11 protein-coding genes are annotated in these 17,852 nt (G+C 46.3%); 5 read left to right on the top strand and 6 right to left on the bottom strand.

The features are described from left to right. The 3 genes from HRE53_RS03370 to HRE53_RS03360 all read right to left on the bottom strand — a co-directional run bounded on the left by HRE53_RS03370 (position 1) and on the right by HRE53_RS03360 (position 5,095). On the bottom strand, positions 1-2,796 hold the full coding sequence (locus HRE53_RS03370) for a GAF domain-containing protein (RefSeq protein ID WP_235109071.1): 2,796 nt from the start codon (positions 2,794-2,796) through the stop codon (positions 1-3). A 210-nt stretch (positions 2,797-3,006) separates the two neighbouring features. Continuing rightward, positions 3,007-3,657 carry a MarC family protein gene (locus HRE53_RS03365; protein ID WP_212662217.1) on the bottom strand — a complete coding sequence of 217 codons (651 nt, stop codon included), beginning with the start codon at positions 3,655-3,657 and terminating at the stop codon, positions 3,007-3,009. 280 nt (positions 3,658-3,937) lie between these two features. Continuing rightward, on the bottom strand, positions 3,938-5,095 hold the full coding sequence (locus tag HRE53_RS03360; RefSeq protein WP_235109070.1) for an ATP-grasp domain-containing protein: 1,158 nt from the start codon (positions 5,093-5,095) through the stop codon (positions 3,938-3,940). Between the two features lie 771 nt (positions 5,096-5,866). Between HRE53_RS03360 and HRE53_RS03355 the strand changes: the two genes are divergently transcribed. The 3 genes from HRE53_RS03355 (at position 5,867) to HRE53_RS03345 (ending at position 9,473) form a co-directional block, all read left to right on the top strand. After that, on the top strand, positions 5,867-6,961 hold the full coding sequence (locus HRE53_RS03355) for an ATP-grasp domain-containing protein (protein WP_212662215.1): 1,095 nt from the start codon (positions 5,867-5,869) through the stop codon (positions 6,959-6,961). 148 nt (positions 6,962-7,109) lie between these two features. Next, positions 7,110-8,339 carry a transposase gene (locus HRE53_RS03350; RefSeq protein WP_315876225.1) on the top strand — a complete coding sequence of 410 codons (1,230 nt, stop codon included), beginning with the start codon at positions 7,110-7,112 and terminating at the stop codon, positions 8,337-8,339. Between the two features lie 198 nt (positions 8,340-8,537). Continuing rightward, positions 8,538-9,473 carry an isoaspartyl peptidase/L-asparaginase family protein gene (locus HRE53_RS03345; RefSeq protein ID WP_212662214.1) on the top strand — a complete coding sequence of 312 codons (936 nt, stop codon included), beginning with the start codon at positions 8,538-8,540 and terminating at the stop codon, positions 9,471-9,473. Here HRE53_RS03345 and HRE53_RS03340 read toward each other — a convergent pair. Both HRE53_RS03340 and HRE53_RS03335 read right to left on the bottom strand, forming a co-directional pair. Next, the gene (locus tag HRE53_RS03340) at positions 9,470-12,367 is read right to left on the bottom strand and encodes an S-layer family protein (RefSeq protein ID WP_235109068.1); all 2,898 of its coding nucleotides are present in this window, start codon (positions 12,365-12,367) and stop codon (positions 9,470-9,472) included. The two genes, HRE53_RS03345 and HRE53_RS03340, sit on opposite strands and share 4 nt — an antisense overlap. A gap of 560 nt (positions 12,368-12,927) precedes the next feature. Then, positions 12,928-13,848, bottom strand: a complete 921-nt coding sequence (locus HRE53_RS03335; protein WP_235109067.1) for a class I SAM-dependent methyltransferase — start codon at positions 13,846-13,848, stop codon at positions 12,928-12,930. A gap of 215 nt (positions 13,849-14,063) precedes the next feature. Between HRE53_RS03335 and argJ the strand changes: the two genes are divergently transcribed. Beyond that, positions 14,064-15,278, top strand: coding sequence for a bifunctional glutamate N-acetyltransferase/amino-acid acetyltransferase ArgJ (gene argJ, locus HRE53_RS03330; RefSeq protein ID WP_235109066.1), 1,215 nt, complete (start codon positions 14,064-14,066; stop codon positions 15,276-15,278). Between the two features lie 135 nt (positions 15,279-15,413). Continuing rightward, a protein-coding gene (locus HRE53_RS03325; protein ID WP_235109065.1) for an ISAs1 family transposase occupies positions 15,414-16,503 on the top strand; the annotation gives its coding sequence in 2 pieces (ribosomal slippage) (positions 15,414-15,953 and positions 15,955-16,503; 1,089 coding nt in all). Here HRE53_RS03325 and tnpC read toward each other — a convergent pair. Further along, the gene (gene tnpC / locus HRE53_RS03320; protein WP_235109064.1) at positions 16,500-17,765 is read right to left on the bottom strand and encodes an IS66 family transposase; all 1,266 of its coding nucleotides are present in this window, start codon (positions 17,763-17,765) and stop codon (positions 16,500-16,502) included. The genes HRE53_RS03325 and tnpC overlap by 4 nt on opposite strands. Positions 17,766-17,852 lie beyond the last annotated feature (87 nt).

The following is a 17,852-nucleotide window of genomic DNA, read 5'->3' as shown; positions in this document are numbered from 1 at the left end:
TCAGTTAGGCCTGTTCCCTTTCATCTGTTGAGGTAAGGTCAGCCGACTGAGAATCCTCTCGTCTTCGAGCTGGGCGATTTCCATTCGGCCACCTAGCAATTCGATGATGGATTGGCATGCGTTTAGATGTCGGCCCGGCCCCTTATCTAATAGGCTGGGCAATAATAAATCGCGGGTCTTTGCAGTTTGAAAGTCTTGGATGAATTTGGGGCTGAGTTCACCATGATCGGTGATAGAAAGTTCAACCCATTTAGCATTGATCAGGCGACACCAAATATCAATCCGATCGCCTGGTTTAGAACGCTGACAAGCTGCTACCAATAATTCGTAGAGGACGAGTTCTAACTTGTTGCTGGTTCCTGTAAGGGTGGTATTGGACGTCAAGTTATGAATTTGGGTCCATAATTGTCTGGACTGAACGAGGGGTTCTATCTGTTCCATGCAGCGTCGCAGAATACTAGCCAGGGGAATAGAATCTTGGGCGAGGCTGAGTTGCCAATCTTCTGTCTTGAGTAGAGTAGTGAGGGAAGTGATGGCTTCCTGGTGTGAGTCGCGTTGAGTCTCTATGGACTCTGCTTGCGATAATGCTTCAGGGCTTTGTAAATCTGCAAGCTGGCTTAAGTTTGTCTCTAAAAATCGGTTTTTGTACCAAGTTAAACTCTCTAAACTCATCCATTGTCGTTGGAGTAAGTTGGTTTCTCGCAGATACCGATACCGACTGCCTAACTGCTGCACTAAGGTGTGTATAAGCTTGAGTTCAGTGGTCTTGTAGCGGAAAGTCTCAGATGTCCCAAGAATGATGGCACCCAAGGGTGTTGGGGAATCAGGCGATTGCAATGGAATCACAAAGACTTGAGCTACCCCTGGACCATTTAACCAAGTGCGAGTCTCTGGGGCGATGTTTTTTGCTGATATTTCGAGGGTGGATTCAGATGGGTTAGGGCGTTGATCCAGTGAATGTAATAGTTGTGTGAACAGAGGATCTTGATCTAGTTGAATCGGTTCGCTATCTGAGATTGCAAATTCGGGTGATGTTGCATGGTAGGAGACAATCTTTCCTTGGTTATGCCCAGGGATCCACAATACGCCTGCAGCAAGGGGTCCATCAAAAATATGGGTGATCAGTTCGATGCCAGAGGTGATCAGTTGCGTGGGATCTTCAATCTTTAACAGGGTTTGTAGCCCCTTGTGGGCGAGGTCATATTGTTTGAGTTGAGCTTGCTGAAGAATATGATCTCGCTGTTTTTGCTCAAAGGTACCCAGGGTTTGGGCAAATTCCTGTAAAAATTCGATCTCTTTGGGCTTCCAAGTGCGGGTTCGGTGATTGCCCAATATTAGGATAGTCTGGGGAGTCGAACTATTGGCGACGGTGCGGCAGACTAATAGAGAACGCAATCCCTGGCTGATCAGTGACTCTCTCCAAGCTAGGAATCGTAAATCTTCTTCGAGATCCGAGAGTGCGATCGCACCAATGTTTCGCTCTAACATCCGCCTATCCACATCACTCAGGGGATGTAAGGACTCTAACAAGGGCCGAAGCTTGGGACTGTGATACTGATATTCGAGGCGAAACCCACCTGTGTGTTCATCCTGGCTGAGTAGCAAGAGTCGTTGGGTTTGTAAATGTCGGCAAAGGTGCTCTGACAACTTCTTGAGGGTTTTAGGCCAGTCCTTGGATTCCACCATTAATTGAGTGAACTGTCCCATCAAGGTCTGGGTTTGGGAGGAGATGTGAACAGGATTATCTCCAGCTGGTGCAACGGCAGACAACCCCATTAATTGGGCTGCAGCTTTGATAAAGTTTTTTTCCTGGTCTTGCCAAACTCGAGGTTCTTTCCCTTCTACGGACAAAAATCCCAACAATTGCCCATTTCCCATAATCGGTGCGCAGAGGAAAGCACGGGATTTAGTTTGCTGCATCAAACGCAATGGGACTTTGGCATTCATGCTACCTTGGCTTTCGCTGACAGAGACCATCTGGCCTAGGGATAAGGCTTGGCAAAAAGGCTCAATTTCAGCCATTTGGACTTGTGCCCGAATCGGTCGGGCTCGGTTTAAGCGACTTCCCTGACCAGGTTGATAGCTTACTTTTAAGACGCAGCTATTTTCTTCAAAATCTAACCAGTACAACCCAGTAAAGGTAGGGTCGATGGCCTGTTGAGCTGCTCTCAAAACGACATTGACCCGTTCATCCCAATCCGTAAGTACATTCATCTGATTGATCAGATGTGCTAGGGGTTGAGATGGCATGGAAACGGGCTCAACTGTCTCCTGCTGGCTCAATCGATTAAAGGCTGCTCCTAGGGAATGAGTGACTAGGGATAGTAAAGTACTTTCTTCGGTGCGTGGATTTCTACCCCAATGGGCAGACCCTAATAATAAAAGACCTACACATTCTTTCCGGTATTGAATGGGGTAAAGAATAGCCCCTTGAATATCAAAACGCTGAGCCAGTTTTTGCCATTTACCGACTCGACCTTCTTCTTGGAGATTCATCACCTCGATGGGATTCCGGGTCAGCAAGGCTTGATCAAACAAATCTCCTGGAAGGACTGGATAGCGCTGACTAAAGGCGGTGGAATCTGCCTGGGGTAAACCACCACTCAACCCGATTAACTCAGATTGGTTGGCGTCATACTTGGCAATCCACAATAGTGGGTAGTCCAGCTCAGATTGCAGAAACGTTAAGACACAACCGACTAAAGACTCAACTTGGTCTTGATCCAGCAATCCTGCCATCAGAGTCTGGATTCTTACAAGTTGTTCTTGGCTGGATCGTCCTGCTCTTTGAATCATATATAAGCCTAGAGGGCTGCAAGAATTGACACAATGGTGGCTACTGACCCAGAGTGTCTTAGGTCTCGTCATCCCCTAGTGTTGCCTAATCACTAGCAAACTCTAACAATCAGCTAAAAATTTTTGAACTTTGCAAATCAAATAGCAATGTTCAATGGGTTGATGCAGGCGAAATGGGAAGTTTTATAGATGAATGCTCACTCTTTCTCTTTAGCCCAGTCCAGGGAGGAGTTCTTTGACGCCATCGGCAATGAACTCTATAGAAATAGCGGTGATGATTAATCCCATCACTCGACTAATCACGTTCATGCCTGTTTTACCCATTACAGTATCCATTAGCGGGGCAACGAGTAAGCCCACCAAGGCGATTACAGATACACTCAGAATCACCAAGCCAATCAGAATCGTATGTTCTATGGATTCTTGGGTGTGAGCATAAACAATCACAGTGCTAATAGCACCAGGACCGCCGAGTAGGGGAATGGCAATGGGGACGACAGCAACAGGGGCATCCGGTAAGGTCGGTGGTTCATTTGGGTCTACCGTGCCTGTCTCTGTGAGCTGACGCGACTCAATGGTTTCAGCCCGCAACATGGATAATGCGGTTAACAGGATTAATAAGCCGCCTGCGACTCGGAAGGACGGTAGGCTAATACTAAAAAAGCTCAGAATAGCTTCCCCTGCAACGAGGGCAACTAACAGAATAATGTTTAAAGCCATAAAAGATTGAAAGGCAATGAGCCGCCTCTGGCTAGAGCCTTGCCCCTCTGTCAGGCTTAGAAAAATAGGAATAACGCCTATAGGATTAACGATTGATGCGAGACCCGCCACTAATTTTAGATATTCTGGCAAGTCAAACACAATATGGATGGTCCTCGTTAACGGTTCTGTGGATTAGGTAGACCTATGGTGTGAGGTGCGATCGCAACTTGATTCTCTCCTAGGATCAATGGCTTAAACACAGTCCATAGACTCCATCCTTCCGGTTGTCAGCAGTATCAGTCTACAGGCTTTGTTGAGGAAGAAGACTGAGTGATATATCGCTAACTTTGCTTATCTTCTCACAGTCACCCTGAAATCTCTGCAAAGCTCTCATATCCATGGGTGCTATGCAAAGGAAATCTTGATGAGTTAAGAAGTCCTAAATTCGGGCGGGTTCCCGATCAGTAAGGGCTTGTCTAGAGATGGATAACTGCTTTGGATCAACCAGGCGTTGTTGCAGGTGCTGTTTTAACTCAACCTGTTGTTGGGTTGTGCCTGCTAGTAAAACACTGACTTTGCCAACCAGAACGGTTCCCCAGTTGATCACAATAATCCCGGTTCCCGTCTGGAGATTGAACTCTAACCCTTGCAAATCAATGTCTGCTAAAGAGTGATGGTGAGTCTCAAGGGTTTCGCTACTCCATTGGGGAATGTTTAATTTTTCGGCAATCAAAGTCGGATAGGAAGACCCATTAAATCGGGGATTGCATTCGATGGCTAAATATTCTACGGTTTGGCCCGTCTGGACCACTGCTGCATCAAAAGCGAATAACCCTTTCATGCCTTGCTGGGCTAGCCATTCTGCCATTGGATCGAACAGTGACCAAGGTTGATGGAGGGTGGGATAGCGGTTACCACCATGCACACAGCCGTTCAAAATTTGTTCGGTGGCTAATAGGTGTCTGACCCCATAGTCAGTGATTTGATACTGCAGGTTGATAAAGGTTGATGTGGCAACTTCTGTTTGCACTTGAAAGGGAATCTGATTACCCAATTCCAGTAGGGTGGCTGCCAGTTGTCTAGGGTCTGTACAGCGCACAATACCAAAGCCACTGTCAGAGACGGATGGTTTGAAATAGCAAGGATAGACCAACTCATCCAGAGATTGCATCCCATCAGAGCTATGAAAACAAGCAGTGGGGGGAACTGCCATGTTTAGCATCTGAGCCAGGTGCATGAAATTGTTTTTGGAGTTGATGAATTCAACCACCTTGAACCAGGAGGCGTCCATTGCCCGATAAAGCTGAGCATGGGCACTGTTTGGATGGACTGCATCACCAAATAAATAGACAGAGGGCTCATAGTCTTCACAGGTTTGTAAGTGCTCTAGAGATAGATTCCAAACCACGTTCTGAGAATGACTTAAGCCAATCTGCAGATAATGATCACAGATCGCCTGCCATTCAGATTTTAGAGCTGGATGGATTTGGACGATATCGCCTGGCTCAGACAGTCCGAGCACTCTACCTGAATAAAGATGAGTGCCTCCAACGGCTTCATGGGTACTGGTCTGAATGTCGTGATTAAATATTTTCATTATCTATAAAAAGCGGGTAGGCCTTATAAATGACAATTCAAATCGGTTTTTCTTATGAAAGATATTAGGTGACTAGAAAAATAAGATTTTTTATAAAGACTCTTTACGTAGAGTAGTCTAATTTGTTGGCTTATTGACAATCCTTTTTTTGAAAGTTATGTATTAATTAATCTTGGTAAATCACTTGTAAATTTATTGATCAATAGAAAGCAATGCATAAATCATTTACTCATGCACAAATAGCATAATTATCCAGAAAAATGATTATCTCTGCTCATGACAAGGAAAGAATCTAATTTCTCTTTCTTACAAGAGAAAAGGTAATAGATATCTTCAGAATCCTTTACTAGAAAGGAATGATAGGCATTGACTGAATCCAATAAAACATAGATTAAAAATATTCAAAAGCTTTAAGACAATTAATCTTCCTTGCTTTATTTAGAGATCATTAAATTTGAAAAAAATGAAATAAATAATGTTTGTGCTATTGTTTGTTAAATCTAAAAACCATCTTCTTGTCTTGCATATAATCGCTTCATAAGTACCGATGCAAACTCCAATGCGTTTTTCGCATATTTTTTTGTTTTTATGAATCATCAAAATAGGTTATAGAACTAATTGTTCGTTACCTCTTTAGCTTGTTTAGTGCTGATATGAGCAATGTTCTATTTACGCTTCATAAGTCCTACAAATTTAAGGAGTTTTGGATTGTCGCATTGATTGTGCGATCGCACCCCAATCCCAACGGAACACAACAGAGGAACTAACTGTATGAAAATTTTCAATCATGACATTATGAACTGCACCCATGAGCAAGTGCAGGGCAACTATCTGTATTCCGGGCGTGTGCTAGGACTGACGGAACCCGATGATGTCATTCAGCTCCACCCCGAGCTGAAATCAGAATGGCAGGCGATCACGGAGCACTATCGCCGAATGGGTCTTCCTCATACTCATCAGGTGGTTTGGGACATTTCTCTGAGTCGCATTGCTGAGAATCCCGAACTAGAGCGGTCCGTTTTCTACTTTGGTGATGCGGTCAATCAGGAAAGTTCCTATGCTGAACAATGTCGACAGCTCGACCAAAACTGGTATGGCGTAGTTGATTACGTGAATTCCAAGAACAACTTTATGGACTTGGCCCATACCTTGGGAGTGACTGTACCCCAAACCCTGTGTTTTGATGACAAGTCAGCCATCGATTTAGACGCTGATATTCCTTATCCTTGTTATCTCAAACCCTCTATTTCGGTCGACGGTGTGGGGATTGTTCGGTGTGAAGATGAGCCTCAACTGGTATCGGCATTACAAGGACTACCAGACTATATGCCTTTCCAGATCCAGGAAGAGGTGAGAGCCACGAGTTTTTTGAATTTGCAGTACCAAGTGACATCTGAAGGGGTAAAGCCTTTGGCTGCCTCAGAGCAAATTTTAGATGGCTGTGCCCACAGTGGTAACCGCTATCCGACGATTCATCAACCTTGGGACGTGGTTGACCCCATGGCCCAATGGATGGGACAGCAGGGGATGAAAGATATTTTTGCCTTTGATGTGGCGGTAGCAGAACGGGAAGAAGGGCCATGCTATTTGGCCATTGAATGCAATCCACGGTTCAATGGAGCCTCCTATCCGACGGGAATCGCTCATAAACTCAATATCTCTAGCTGGACCAGCCAAACCTTTGTTACCTCTGCTCGCTCATTGCATCAGCTAGATTTGACCGATATTGAATACGACTCCCAGTCCCAGCAAGGCATCGTCATTGTGAATTGGGGCAGTATCTTGATTGGCAAACTGGTTATTTTGCTAGCGGGAACACCAGAACAGCAAAATCATTTGAGAGAACAGTTGAAGCAACGTCTTTGATTGCCCCTATCAAAAGTCTTGGCAGTACTCCAACCATAGCTAAAAGCTTGGTTGGTGGTGTAGCGGATTGTGACTGAAAGGAACAACCCTTCGGCAAAGCTCAGGAGCCTAAGTGCAGTATCTACACAGTAAATAGTATTATGTAGGCATGCTTAACATGACCTGGGAATTCAAACTAGACCCCACTCCTGAGCAAGTTATAGAAATTGAACACACCTTAACGATGTGTCGAAAAGTCTGGAACTTTGCTTTGCGTGAGCGTAAGGACTGGCTTAATTCTCGTAAATGCTCAGTGAATGCTTGTTCTCTTAGGCATGAGTACATCATGTCAGGTGATGAGCCATTTCCTAGTTATCACCTTCAAGCCAAACGTTTAACCCTTGCTAAGAAAGAGATTGCCGAACTCAAAAGCGTCAATGCTCAAATGCTTCAGCAAGTCTTGAGACAACTGGATGCATCCTGGGAGCGTTGGCTGACCAAGCAATCGGGTCTACCTAGATTCAAAAACCAAGCTCGACTGCGAAGCTTTGTATTTCCTCAGATGCTCAAGCATCCTCTCAGTGTAAGAGGCATCAAGCTTCCGCAACTGGGCTGGGTCAAAGTGAGATGGTCTAGAGATATACCCCAGATATGCGAAGTCAAACAAGCTCGTATTGTCCGTAAGGCATCGGGGTACTTTGTCATGTTGAGTTTACAGGCTGATGTGGATATTCCAGAGGTGCCCTTTCATGGCCATCCTGTAGGAGTTGATGTGGGCTTGGAATACTTTCTATCTACTTCAGATGGCTTACAGATCAAACATCCTCGCTTTTTTAATGAGTTGCACCGCAAGCTGAAATTGCTGCAACGTAGACTCAAGACCAAGCAAAAGGGGAGTACTAACCGGTCCAAACTGCTGAGGAAGATCGCCAGAGTTCATCAACGGATTGCCGACACTCGCAAGGACTGGCATTTCAAGACCGCCCATCAGCTTTGTGACCAAGGAGATTCCATCTTCGTTGAAGACTTGGATTTCCGCATAATGGCGAAAGGGTTTTTGGGTAAATACACCTTAGATGCTGGCCTTGGGCAATTCACTAACCAGATTCTTCCTTGGGTGTGCTGGAAGCGTGATGTTCATTATGGCAAGGTTGATCCAAGAGGAACTAGCCAGGAGTGTCCAGATTGTGGGGCAACAGTGAAAAAGGATTTGAGTGTCAGAATATCTCACTGTTTAGAGTGCGGCTCAATTAAGCCGAGAGATATTGCGGCAGCTCAAGTGATTTGTACCCGTGGGCAACGGGGAATAGAAAATGCCTGTGGAGTCGAGGTGACGGGGGATTCAGTAATGACTTCTAGTCAACTGGCTTTGAAGCAGGAAATCTTTGGAGCGATCTAAAGAATCTCCTTGCATACCTGATAGGGTTGCTGGGAGAGGATGTCAAATAAATCTGGTCTAGACCAACCATTTGTTGCGAGAATAGGGTTCAAGCTTGGCAACAGATTCTGTCTATGGATCCCATGAGGTTGCTCCCCTCATGGCGCTCTCGTCTATGGAATCAAGTGATTACCTTTTAGTCCCCCGTTCTCCCCCATCATGTCTACCCAATACTCCTTAATGATTCATGGGGGCGCAGGTGCCCTTCAACATATTCAAGCAGAAGGAAACGAAGAAGAATTTGCCCAAAGTATCTCTGGCATCTTGGAACAGGGACGCCAAAAGCTGAAGCAGGGCGCTTCCGCCCTAGATGTGGTCGAGCATTGCGTCAGCTTGCTAGAAGATGATCCGCTGTATAACGCTGGACGTGGCTCTGTCCTCAATGAGTATGGCGAAGTGGAGATGGATGCGGCCATCATGAATGGCCAAGATCTGGCTGCAGGAGCGATTACGGGCATCAAAAATATCAAAAACCCCATTTCTCTAGCCCGCCTTGTGCTCAATAAAAGTGAACATGTGATGTTGGTGGGCCATGGGGCAATGGAATTTGCGGAATTATGGGGAGTGGAATGCCTACCCGATGACTATTTTGTGATTGAGTCCCGAGTCAAACAGTTCCAAGAGGCTAAAAAGGCGGGCAAGATGGTGCTTGATCATGAAGATATTGAACAAGAACCACAACGCAAGTTTGGCACAGTCGGAGCTACGGCCTTTGACCTAGAGGGGAATCTGGCGGCAGCCACTTCAACAGGTGGGATTGTTAATAAACGCTGGGGGCGAGTGGGAGACTCGCCGATTATTGGTGCGGGTGTATTTGCAGACAATGATACCTGTGCAGTTTCGGCAACGGGGTATGGAGAGCAGTTTATGCGGACTGTACTGGCTAAAACGATTTCAGACTATATTTTCTTTCAATCCCTGGATGCTTCTCAATCTGCTCAGGCTGGGATGGAGTATTTGGTGTCCAAGGTCAAAGGCTTAGGGGGCGTGATCGTTGTCGATGCTCAGGGTCGATGCGGTGCAGGCCATTCTACCTCTGGCATGATTTATGGCTGGATTGAGCATGGGGGCGAGTCCCACTTTCAATTAACCTAGCTACAGTTTGCTCCATTGGAGGGATGGGGTTGTGCCGTGGCGGCAGTTAAATGAATACGGCCTTGAGAATCTTGAGTCCATCCTTTGGCCTCAATGAGCTGAGGTTGGGGTTTAACGGCTGTCGGCTTATTTTGATGATTGCCAACAGCACTAACACGGATCTGCTGATGGGGTCTGAGATCTTGCCATACTGTATAGGGTGTTAAGTATCGACTGGGACCCGAGGGTAGTCCTCCTCGACCAACATGGCTAAAAGAACTGCCTCCTAAGGTTTGTCCAGGTCGGCACCCTTGAGCGATGTCCTCTGGTGGTTGGACGACAGATGGTAGCTCAATTAGGCTGTGACTGGGATCAACTTCAGGACTATTGATGTCAACAACACCACTAATCCCTTGTTGGGAGCTGGCCGTAATATCGCTAAAGGGAGTGACTGTTTCTCGGGAGGCAAAGCCGAAAATACCTTCAGTGTTGATGGTGATGTTACCGCCATTGCCATCAAAGGCATTGGCGATAATATCACTATTCTCCAATGGAGAGGCAATCAGGAACTGGGTACGGATATTAAGGTTGCCACCATTGCCAAGACCTTTGGATTCTGTCGAAATCAGACTCTTGTTTCGCAATTGCAAGCTGCCCTTAACGGTGAGGTCTATGTTACCTCCCTCACCTGATGCAGTTTCCGCAATAATAGCGCCTTGATTATTTAATAAAACGGCATCAGCTTGGATGCTCAACTCTCCAGCATTACCGCTACCAATATGCTGCACACCAATACGTCCCCCTTCGGAGAGGGTAATTTGCCTCGATTGGATTGTGACTTCTCCCGTATTGCCTGTGGGCTGAGGGGGAAGAAAGAAAACGTTGCGGGTGGCCTCATTTAGAACCAAGGTATTCGACGCAATTTGAGCTGGAAGATCGTTTAAGGCTCTACCTCTGACCAACACTGATTCTGAGGCATTAATAAATAATCTGCCAGCGTTACCGCTAGCTAGGGTCCCAGTATTTACCTGCCCTCCATCTAATACAGCTAATCTCCGTGTATGGATAGTTGTATCACCGGCATTTCCCTGGCCGAGAGTAAATGTTCCTAATATGCTTGGTGAGGGATTGAACGGAGAAGAATTAATGCCAACGACTGTTATAGAGTCTGCAGCATTGACGGTTAGATTACCCCCCTCTCCCACTCCCACACCTGGAGGTAGCACACCAGCACTGGCCACAAAGGAAAATACAGTTGAAGATACACTGGCACCATTTTTTACAGTTAGTTGTTGAGTAGAGACTGAAACATCACTACCCTTTCCAGTTCCATTATTGATACTCCCTAAAAAGCTAATTATGTCTGGGGATAATCTGGACGCTCCCTGAAGATGGATCGATTGATTAGCCTGAACATCAACATTGCCTGCGTTGCCAGCTCCAGGTGAAAAACCCTGATTCCCAAAAGGAAAATTTAAGCTTCGTGAACTAATTTGCCCCCCAGCTTGTAGAGATAGCTTCTGAGTAGACACTTTAATCTGTCCTGCATTCCCATCACCAAATGTAAACGTTGTGATGCCACTACTAGAGTCTCTTTGAAATGGGTTAACTTCTTCGCTAACAATTGAGTTTGAAATAGTGACATCTACATTTCCACCCTGGCTAGGTGATAAAGGACCGACTAGAGTTCCTATCCGGCCCCCACTAGTTAATAAGAGCAAATGGGCTGTAACAGTGACATTTCCTCCAGGTCCGTTACTAAAATTTGAACTTGAAATTTGGCTATTTAGGCTATCTCCTAATTCCCGTCTACTGTTCACGATCGGGGATGCTCCTCCGTTCAAAAAAAGAGTATCAGCATTAACCTTGACATTCCCCGCCGAGCCATCACCTAAACTCAGGGTTTGAATACGTCCACCATTTAGTACTGATATTTTAGGAACGCTTATATTAATACTTCCACCATTACCGTTTGCATCTTTTTCAACCACATTGGCGATCCAAGAGCTGAACGGAAAGAAGCTATCTACTTCGCCGCCAATATCCAGGGATTGGCTTGCATGAACGTTGATATCCGCTCCGGGCTGATCGCTCAAAGTTTGGGCTCGAATTTCGGATTGGTTGAGACGAATTTGGCGACCTTGGACTTGGATTCCACCTAGAGGATTGCTGACCATATTGGGGATTAATATTGCTGATTCTGCCAGCAACTGAATATCACTAAATGTCTGAACTTGGTTGTAACCCAGATGCCATCCAATCGTAGAGGGAGAAAGGGTAACCGTTCCTTTGCTGACACTACCAATTTCAATCCGTCCAGATTTTGCGATCGCAGTACCGTTTTCAAACCGAACATCACGACCCACCAAGGCGAGAGTTTGGCTGGATGGAACGGTTAGTCTGCCCTGAACCACAATCTTTCCTGATTGCGTTCCATTGAATTGGAGACCCGTCGGTTGAGAAATAGTTAAGAGGGGTGGAGGCTGTGGTTGAGCTGTACTGAATAGACTACCGTCTTGGAATCGGACTCCTACTGCAGTGCTAGCAAGAAAAGAGCCGCCAATATCTAGGCTGGAATTGGGGCCAAAGATGATGCCATGGGGATTGAGGAAAAGTAAATTGGCGTTGCTATTTACTTGTATGACGCCATCAATATTGGATATGGATTTTCCAGTAATTCGACCAATGATGGTGTCGATGGCAGGAGCTGAATTGAATACAGCTTTGTTTGTATTCTTTATCGAAAATGACTCAAAGCTATGAAACAGATTTTTTCCCGCAGTCGTTCCACCATCAATCACAATATTGTTGCCATTGATGGTGATTTGGGAATTAATCGGTAGCGTTTGGTCGGGAACGACCTGGGCATTGAGAGGGTAGGGATACAGCAAGCTTAGGGAAAGCGTTGCGCCCATTAGAGACAGGACTGTAGTAATGGGCAGGGATATCCCAGATTGATTCTCTTGCGGAAAAACTAAGTTGGACCTCAAGTCAGTTTCACAATTCAGATGGACACAGAGCTGCAATAAATACTTTTCAGGCCGAGATTGTGACTTTATTCAGACTGCAATAAAAAATTCAAAATCAAATAATTTTCTAGCTATGTGTATTTCAGAGATAGCGATACTAATATTTAGGGTGAAAAATATTGACTAATATGCAGTTAAATTAATCAAATAAGTTGTAAATGCCACTATTTATAGTCATTTAGCCATTTTCAATACATAGAATTAATGAAGAGAAGTTGCATACTCATAACTCTGGGATCAGATTGTAGTCAATGAATAAAAATAAATTACTTCCCGAGTATACAAAAAATAGAATCTAGCTATTTTAGGGATTGAAGATCGTAATTATTAACTTATTTAGACCAAATCTGCTCTGCTGAGTTGTATTACATACCAAAGCCAGCTCTAACCTGTAAAATGCTGAAGCTATCGTACCTAATTGGGTCTTATGCAGTGGAGTTGAGTGATTACACTTGGGCAATAAGCGTGCGGTGACGAGGGCTATTACAGGTAAAAGAGGGCTGTTGGAAACCTGCTTCTACAAAAGCCTGTTGAATATCAAACGTGAAGTAGTCATCTAAGTAAGGCTCGGTACTCTTGAGGAGTGTCAGCACATAGGGGGGCAATTTACGATGGACATCCGAGTTGGGGTTCATGTCCATGATGGCTAAATGTCCTTGGGGCCGCAGTAGACGGTGGGCTTCGGCAAAGATATTGCGGATGGCTGTGCGGGGTAACTCGTGGCATACCAGGCAAATGGAGACCAAATCAAAACTATTGTCCGGTAAGTGAGTCTCTTCCGCAGCTCGGTGAATCCATTGCAGGGAGTCGTTGGCGGGGGTATTGTGATTTGCGATCGCCAAAAAATACGGGGACAGATCCAACCCCGTTAGTCGAGCCTCAGGATAAGTCTCTTGCAGAGCCAAGGTACTCAAGCCAACACTGCACCCCATATCCAAAATATCTTTAGGGGCAGTGGAAATTTGCTCTTGCATCACCTGATGATAGCTCTGACGCAAGCGACCATCCCCCTTGGCACCCGACTCAGGCCAGATTCGGGCATGGGCTGCGTAGGAGGCTACTTCTACTTCGGTGGCCGCTTCCCAACTCAGGTTCCCTGATTCGTAAGCATGGAAGGAAACCACGTAATAGTCTGGATAGTTCAAATTGGGGGTTTGAATCGCCTGTCGCTCTGCTTCCCATACCTCTAAGCCCCGATCCATCAGGGAAGAGGCTCTCTTCCGCCAGGGCACCCCAATCGATTCTGCCCGCTCAATCATCATCTTTCGGGCTTGAAATTTAGCAAAGTTAGCTAGGGGTTTGATGGCTAAGAGACCGTTGACCACACGAGATGCGAGTCGAGGTGCTTGGGGGGAAGCAGCAGTCATTTTTAAAAACGGTTTGCTATAGAGATGAACAGAATTAGCCTCATTATGACAAACAACGACGCCAGAATTGAGTCAAAGAGTTTGGGGCCAACCCTTCTGACTTTGGCTAATATTAGCTTGAAACCCTATCTTGAAGCCCTCTAGAATAGAGCGTTAAGCGTGGTCAATGGGCCTGCGCTTGCTGATGCAGTCCCCAGTGGGGGTAAGGAAAAGTAATGGCAGATTGGCAAACCATTTCAGGCGGAGTGACCGCTCCCCAGGGATACCGTGCAGCAGGCATGGCAGCAGGCTTAAAACCATCCGGCGCGAAAGATTTGGCTCTGATTGTGTCCGATGTCAAAGCCCATGCAGCTGGGGTATTTACCACAAACCGAGTGAAAGCCGCCTGTGTGACCTATAGCCAGGAACGGCTCCAAACTGGCCCCACTGAAATTCAGGCTATTTTGTGTAATTCTGGCCAAGCGAATGCTGGAACTGGTCCCCAGGGAGATGCGGCAGCGCTTGCCAAGGCGAAGAGTGCAGCTCAAACCTTAGGACTCACCCCGGAAGCGGTTCTGATTGCCTCAACCGGGGTGATTGGTGAACAAGTGCCGGTGGATAAGGTGGAAGCAGCCATGCCTCAACTGGTGGAACAGCTTTCCGTCGAGGGGTCTGATCAGGCCGCCCAGGCGATTATGACCACTGATTTAGTACCCAAAACCATTGCTTTGGAAACTTACATTGGAGGCCAACCAGTTCGGGTGGGGGGTATTGCTAAAGGTTCGGGCATGATTCATCCCGATATGGCAACTCTGTTAGTATTTGTCACCTGTGATGCCCAGGTCGAGCCAGCACTCTGGCAGCAAATGATTGGGCGGGCTGCCGATCGCAGTTTTAATCAAGTCACGGTGGATGGGGATACCAGCACCAACGATATGCTGCTGGCCCTGGCGAATGGTCAATCTTCTGCTCCAGCCATACAGGGAGGTCCTGAAGCCGATCAAGTGGAAGCTCTGGTGACAGAAGTTTGTAAGCAGTTGGCGCAAAAAATCGCTCGGGATGGAGAAGGGGCAACCTGTCTGATTGAAGTCCAGGTCCAAGGCGCTGCCGACGAAGCAGGAGCCCAGAAGATTGCCAAAACCATTGCTGGGTCGACGTTAGTGAAGTCGGCGGTATTTGGTCGCGACCCTAATTGGGGTCGAATCGCGATGGCAGCTGGTCGGGCAGGGGTAGATTTCGATGCGACCCAGCTCCATATCCAGTTGGGGGATTTTGTCTTGATGCATCAGGGTACGCCCCAAGCATTTGATCGGGAGGCGGCCAGCCAATATCTTCATCAAGATCCTGTGATTATTCAGGTTAGCGTCGGTGATGGTAATGGGAAGGGTAAAGCTTGGGGCTGCGATTTGAGCTATGACTACGTCAAAATCAATGCTGAATATACGACTTAAAAGCGCTCTGCATAATCAGAATTATTTTTTAAGAACTTCTTGAATCCATGAACTATCTCAGCAGTGACACAGGGCTGTTTTACGTTACTCCTAGAAAAAATAGGATGGTTCTACAGAACACCAGTAGAGAGACCTATGAGCCATCTGATCGATACTTTGAAGCAAGTCCCTGATTTCCGCAGTGCCCATGGCCGTATTTATCCGCTATGGCTTCTGTTGCTATTGATGGTGATGGGCATGCTTGCTGGATATCAGGGGTATCGTCCATTAGAAACCTTTGCAACCGATTATCGCCAGCCTTTAAGTAAGCTATTGGGACTTGAGAGCTTCCAAGTTCCGTCTCACTGTACCTTTCGTCGAGTGATGAAGGGGCTTGACTTCCAATCGTTGAGTCACCAATTTGAAGCATGGATGCTTTCGAAAGCCCAGACTCACTCTCCAGATACTTATGCGGCATCCATTGATGGCAAACGGATTCGTCAGGGGCTCACAGATGAAAACGGCAAGCAGCGTTTTGTGGGATTGGTGAGTTTATTTGCGGTAGAAGCGGGCATCACCCTTAAGCTCGAAGCCCTTACTCAAGAAGATAATAGCGAAATCAAAGTCGTCCAGGCTTTGTTGGAAACACTCCAACTCGATGGCTTGTTGATTACCATGGATGCCTTACACGCCCAAAAAAACACTTCAGCAGATTGTGGCTTCGGGTAATGACTATCTTATCGCTGTCAAACGCAATCAGAGCCGCCTTTATAACCACCTACAAACTTACTTTGAATGTCTTAAACCTATGGCCGAGCACACCCACTCTATGCATAGTAGAGGACGAGATGAACATCGGTGTATCCAGGTTTATGAGCCTGTCGGCATAGCCCTGCAAGAATGGGAGGCCATTCGCTCTGTGCTTTGTGTCCAACGATGGGGCACTCGTCAAGGCAAGAATTATCACAACACCGCCTATTACATCAGTTCGGCTGCCACCTCACCCCATCATTGGCAAGCTCTGGTCCGAGACCATTGGGGCATCGAAAATCGCTTGCATTGGCCAAAAGATGTTGTCTTTGGTGAAGATGATTATCGACTTGAAGATGAACAAGCTCTGCTCAATTGGTCAGTGCTTAGAACCATTGTGATTAATATCCTGCGTCTAAACGACTATCAATCCCTCAAAACTGCCATGACTAAGCTTGCCAATCGGGTCGACATCATTTTTTCGCTGCTAACTTAAAACAGCCCTGGATTGTTATCAAAGGGAACCTGGAAATCATACATAAAGGCCAGGACAGCAGATTGGTACTTCTCAAATCGGTCGAGAAGGTTTTTCGGTGTACTTTGTTTTTTCTTGCCTCGTTTCTTAGGTGCGTTTTCATCAACTGGCAGGATTGGATTACTCTTGAATCCATCGGCTAATACTTTTCGGTAACGCTGCTCAAACATCTCGATTTGTTCTGTGCTGAGAGCTTTTAAGCCTTCAGCATGAGCACTCTCTACCTGAGTTTTGATGTCCACCAACAACGTCATCATCTCTTCAGCCCAAGGTTGCTGATAGTGCTCAACGATAAAGCGTAACTCCCGCAAATGATGAGCATTGCAGAGACCATGAGCACAATCATAGGTGGCGTAACTCTGCCAACCATCATGAATGCTGGTGCCCGTAAAGTTCGGCAGAATATCCATTTCGTCCATCGCTGCTTTTCCGCGTTTGGCATGAACAAAGTAGTAGGTCAACCCACTCGTACAGGCGACATGTAGCCACCATAGCTTGCTGTTCACCCGCAGGCCTGTCTCGTCAAAATGCCCTATTGCTGCTTGCTCAATACCGTCTTTGATCTGTACCTCAATCGGTTCTAATTTCTGAGCACAGGTTGTACGGGCATTGCAGAGGGTTCCTTCAGAAACCTGGCAGCCAAAAACTTCTTTCAACAGCTCACTCGTTCGTTCAAACGGCAACAGTTGAGCGTCCATCAAGTACACCATCAAGCCTTTAAGGCTGCTGCCATACTGAACTACATTGGTGACATCTGCAGGGAATACACCCCGACTCAAGGTTTGACAGTGCTCACAATATTTGACTTCTGCTTGATGCTCAATCACCTGTAATGACAAAGGGGGTAATTCATGAACCTGCCTAAGGTCATAGTTGTGGGCTGCTACTTCGGTTAAAGAGGCACCACATTCTTGACACTGAGTCACCGGATGTAACACCACGGCATCGATGGTATCACGCCATTCCAATGTGCGACCAGGATGACCTTTTTGCCCGCCACTTTTGCGTTTACTCTTACCCCGTAGACTTTTTGTCCGCTTCCCAAAGCCATCGCCTGAGGGGGGTTTACTACTGTTACGACTATCCTTGTCAAGACGTTCTTCTAGTCGCTCTATCCGCTCGATAAGACGGGTGACTAGCTCAACAACCGCATCCTCACCTTGATGGTAGATTGCTCGAATATCAGATTCACTAATTGTCTGATCAGAGACTTTCTTGTTCAACGGAAGATCATGGATTGACTGCTGTTGTGCTTAAAACATAGCGCCAGAGAGAGTGATAACTTCATTCTCAACACAATGATTTAAGCC

The organism is Acaryochloris sp. 'Moss Beach' (assembly GCF_021497025.1).
In the GTDB taxonomy this organism is placed as follows: Bacteria; Cyanobacteriota; Cyanobacteriia; order Thermosynechococcales; family Thermosynechococcaceae; genus Acaryochloris; species Acaryochloris marina_A.
Note: the sequence above shows the minus strand (reverse complement) of the source record. Positions and strands in the feature narration are given on the sequence as shown.